Below are 4,185 nucleotides of genomic sequence, written 5' to 3' on the forward strand. Positions count from 1 at the left end.
GAAGGGAATTTAGGTATCAGTTACAACATCATAAACTCAAGCAAAGAAAAAATCATTGTTTTTTACTGCAAATAATAGTATTCTTTATATGTTCAATATTAACAATAGATTCAGAAGGAGTACCTGTGAGAAAATTTCATTGTTGTGCAGTTAAGAATACGGTAATATTTTGTATTCTTATCAGTACTATTTCCTGCATCGGAAAAGGGGACAAAAAAAATGCGGAAAAGGCACAGAATATTGAACCAAATGCAATAACTATAACTACGGCGATTTCGGAATCAAACTGGCTAATCAAAACAGATTTTGCAAAAGGCCGTCAAAATTATACGGAACATCAAATTGATTCTGAAAATAAATCTGTTTCTCAGATAGTTAGAGATATGCTTTTACTTTACAACCTAAAGTTAGATGATAATCAGGCAAAAGATTTTGATTATGCAGAAAAATATTGGAAAGAACGTAATAAAAACTATTCCTTTGTTGATAATAATGATTTAGTAATTAATAGTATTCTGTATCCTAGAGTACCGTTTATAGAAGACATGGACGTTGGACATCCGTATATTTTTCTTTCAAACTTTAAACATCTTATGTATAATAAGGATGAAAACTGTATTTATATGCTTGTTTTTTTTGAAGAAAACGGTTTGATTTGTAGATTTAAAGATATATATATAAATTCAAGTTATAATTATATACCAATTTTAAATCGTCAATATCATATTGAATACAATTGGATAGATGATATGCAAATCAAGAAGTTTGGAAACAGTACCGCCATCGTAGATGATTTTAATAATGACGGCTATGACGATATAATGCTATTTCACCGCGGCGAAGGAGATGATTATCTTAATAAAGGAATATTTTGTTCAATTTTTGATTTTATTGACGACAGAAGCAAAGGAATGAATTATAAGGCGGTATTCACAGCGGAGCTTAAAATTTTTCTTGAATTTCATGTGAAAACATGGGATTATGGACCGCCTGTACAGTTTGGCACATATAAGGGGATAGAGGGATTTATAATTTATGAAGAAGTACCAACCGGTGAAATTGGGAAACAATGGGTTGGCCTTGATCCAGATAACCCGTTCTATGATGACTGGTATGAAGAATTTAAGATAACTGAAGGGGTATGGAAATTTTATACATGGGACAAAGAAAAAAAGAAATATGTTTTTATTAGCCTTGTAAACCCTGATGAAATAAAATCACAGTGGTCTAGAATCAATAAATTCCAGTGACAAGTTATCGACGGGGTTGTAAGATGAGGCAATTATGAACTTGAAAGAGGCAATTGCGCTTTATTATGAATGAAGCCATGCAAAATATACCAATGGACATCGTATAGCAATTGTTCCATTGCATGATACTGTGGCGAAAGGAACACTAAAAAGCATATTACTTCAAGCAGGAATAGAGTTAGAAGATTTTTTAAAATTACTATAGAAATAATTGTACACGCAATGGTGTCTTTTTCCGAAATTACGCAATTTCGCATAAGTTTTATACCACTTTCTTCCTTTTTACTACAAACACTACGCCACCTACGACCACCACTGCCCCGCCGACAATGGCGAACCACGCCCACAACGGCAGGGGGATTGCTTTGTCATCAATAGCGGTACTCTCTGTTTTCGACTGCTCGCCGTCGCTTTCATTATCTGTTTTTGGCGGTATAGGAGTAAATTTGGAATAATCTATATCTTCTTTCCCTTTTTCAGCCAGAATTACATATTTGCGGCTGCCTTTATCCCATGCGACAAAAACCCAACAATAATTTTTTTCAATGTCTAACAAATTTACTTTTATACCGTCTACCCCCTGGTAATTGACAAATTCCACAGGCAGCGGGCATTCCCTGTTAAAAATACTATAACTATAGTAAAAAGAGAAATACATCTCATTTGTTTCGGTATTATAACCATATATATTAACCGTCTCGTCTGGACCGAGTGGGTCAAAACAAAGTATTTCATCATTGCCATCGCCATTGTAATCGCCAATCATCGCCGCTTTATCACCCAATGGAGCGCCAGGAATGTTTTCAAAAACAAATTCCAAATCAACATCATCAATCTTGTGATGAGCCTGCATTTCAGATTTTTTTGCAATACCTATCATGTCTAAACGAGTAACATTGCTTGATTTGTCAATGTTATATATATATGTATATCTGCCTCTGTTGGCAATCCAACTGACAACTCCGGGGATACCAAGGTTGATTTTTGATAAAAAAACAATATCTCCTCCTTCTTCTTTAAGGAGCAAATTTTTTGCATCTTCATATTCGTCAGAAAATAACGGCGATATTATCAATAACGCCATAGCGGTAATTAATATAATCTTTTTCATTAATATGCCTCTTTATCTCTTCAAAGTAAACGCAATGGTGCTTGACACTGTTTCTTGCCAGAGTACCCTGCCTAGTATTATACACCATATACGGGGTATTATAAAGGGTATACTATGAAGGAATGGATTTGATGTTTGGAATTTGGGTGTTAGAGTTACCTCTGCGTGTACCATTGTGCGGTCGATAGGAGTAATGGATTATGAGAAACAAAAAAGCGGCATTTTGGCTTGCGTTGTTTTTAGTTGTTGTTTTTTCTTCGTGTTTAGGACGGCGGAAAACTACGCAGACAACAGAGCCTAATCAGGAAGGCGACATTGAGATATATTCTTCAGAAAATATTCAGGAAGACGATTTTGAGATATTTTATTATGAAGACGAAAACGGCAAATCCGTAGTGATTAACAAATATTTAGGTTCAGATGAAAAAATCATAATACCGCCTGTGATAAAAAATCTGCCTGTTACCGGCATTGGGCATCGCGCTTTTTACGGCCGTAACAACATTACCAGCGTAACAATATCGGACAGCGTTACAAGCATTTGGAATGAAGCCTTTGCCAGATGTACCGGCCTTACCAGCGTAACCATCGGAAACAGCGTTACCAGTATTGGGAGACACGCTTTTGAAGATTGCAAAAACCTTACCAGCATAAACATACCTGCCAGCGTTACCGTAATTGAAACAAGCGCTTTTTGGTCTTGCCCTAATATTCGTAACATAACAATAGGGGCTGATAAAGTTGAGTTTATAGGTTCCGTCTACTCATGGGTACAACTATTCTCCACTGATATTCAGACGGTAACATTTTTGAATGGAGTTACAAGCATCGGGGATGGCGCTTTTTTCCAATGTACCGGGCTTACCAGCGTAACAATACCCGATAGCGTTACAAGCATTGGGGAAGACGCTTTTTTAGGTTGTTCCAGCCTTACCAACGTAACAATACCCGACAGCGTTACAAGCATTGGGCAGGGAGCTTTTGATGGATGTACTAGCCTTACCAGCGTAACAATACCCGACAGCGTTACCGACATTGAGGCGTTTACTTTTTATGGTTGTACCGGGATTACTAGCGTAACAATACCGAACAGCGTTACAAGTATTGGACAGGGGGCTTTTCGTGAATGTACCGGGCTTACAGACGTTACCATACCCAACGGCGTTACAAGCATTGGGTATGGGGCTTTTTGGTTTTGTACCGGCCTTACCAGTATTATCATACCGAACAGCGTTATTCGCATTGGGAATTACGCTTTTTCCGATTGTACAGGGTTTATCAGTGTTACCATATCGAACAGAGTTACGGACATTGGTGAGTTTGCATTTTCTTCCTGCACCGGCCTTACCAGCGTAACTATACCAAAAAGCGTTACTCGCATTGGACAGGGGGCTTTTGTATATTGCGAAAACATTACCAGAGTAACATTTGAAGGGCTAATTGGAGGAGTCCTGGGCGGTACTATCGGGATGGTTATTGCTTGTCAGCCTTCTGTAAGTAATGCCTTTAAAAATACCTCGCTGTTGTACTATTCTCCTACCGCTATTAGCGGTATTATCGCAACCGTTTATATTTTACGCCTCTGGTTTTAGTTCCGTAATTTAATGTAAGTTAATATTATAAGAAATATTGTTACTGTTTCGTCCATATTCTGCTTTCACCGGCAGGTCTTGTGTACGTTCCAGCGCCGCCCGACAAATACTTTTCGTGCAAGTCTCTGTCGAATGAGTAATAAGTAGACTCAAAAAGATGCTCGGGCGGCTCGTCCTTGTAACCAAAATGATTAGGAGTAATAGCGCCTTCAAATGTTACTCTGGTAATGTT

At 37.7% G+C, this 4,185-nt stretch carries 4 protein-coding genes and 1 pseudogene; 3 read left to right on the top strand and 2 right to left on the bottom strand.

What is annotated here, in order from left to right:
- Together ACYVTD_RS10235 and ACYVTD_RS10240 are read left to right on the top strand one after the other, a co-directional pair.
- Window positions 1-1,250 (top strand): hypothetical protein (locus ACYVTD_RS10235; protein WP_461247679.1); only part of this gene is annotated, 1,250 nt, incomplete at its 5' end.
- Window positions 1,251-1,335: 85 nt separating this feature from the next.
- Window positions 1,336-1,455 (top strand): annotated as a pseudogene (locus ACYVTD_RS10240) (type II toxin-antitoxin system HicA family toxin); the annotation flags it as partial.
- A 57-nt stretch (window positions 1,456-1,512) separates the two neighbouring features.
- On the opposite strand, the gene ACYVTD_RS10245 reads toward ACYVTD_RS10240, so the two are convergent.
- Window positions 1,513-2,361, bottom strand: a complete 849-nt coding sequence (locus ACYVTD_RS10245; protein WP_461247680.1) for a hypothetical protein — start codon at window positions 2,359-2,361, stop codon at window positions 1,513-1,515.
- Window positions 2,362-2,561: 200 nt separating this feature from the next.
- On the opposite strand from ACYVTD_RS10245, the gene ACYVTD_RS10250 reads away from it, so the two are divergent.
- On the top strand, window positions 2,562-3,953 hold the full coding sequence (locus ACYVTD_RS10250; RefSeq protein ID WP_461247681.1) for a leucine-rich repeat domain-containing protein: 1,392 nt from the start codon (window positions 2,562-2,564) through the stop codon (window positions 3,951-3,953).
- A gap of 40 nt (window positions 3,954-3,993) precedes the next feature.
- On the opposite strand, the gene ACYVTD_RS10255 is transcribed toward ACYVTD_RS10250, so the two are convergent.
- On the bottom strand, window positions 3,994-4,185 hold a 192-nt coding region (locus ACYVTD_RS10255), incomplete at its 5' end, for a hypothetical protein (RefSeq protein ID WP_461247682.1).

The organism is Treponema sp. R6D11, assembly GCF_054786075.1.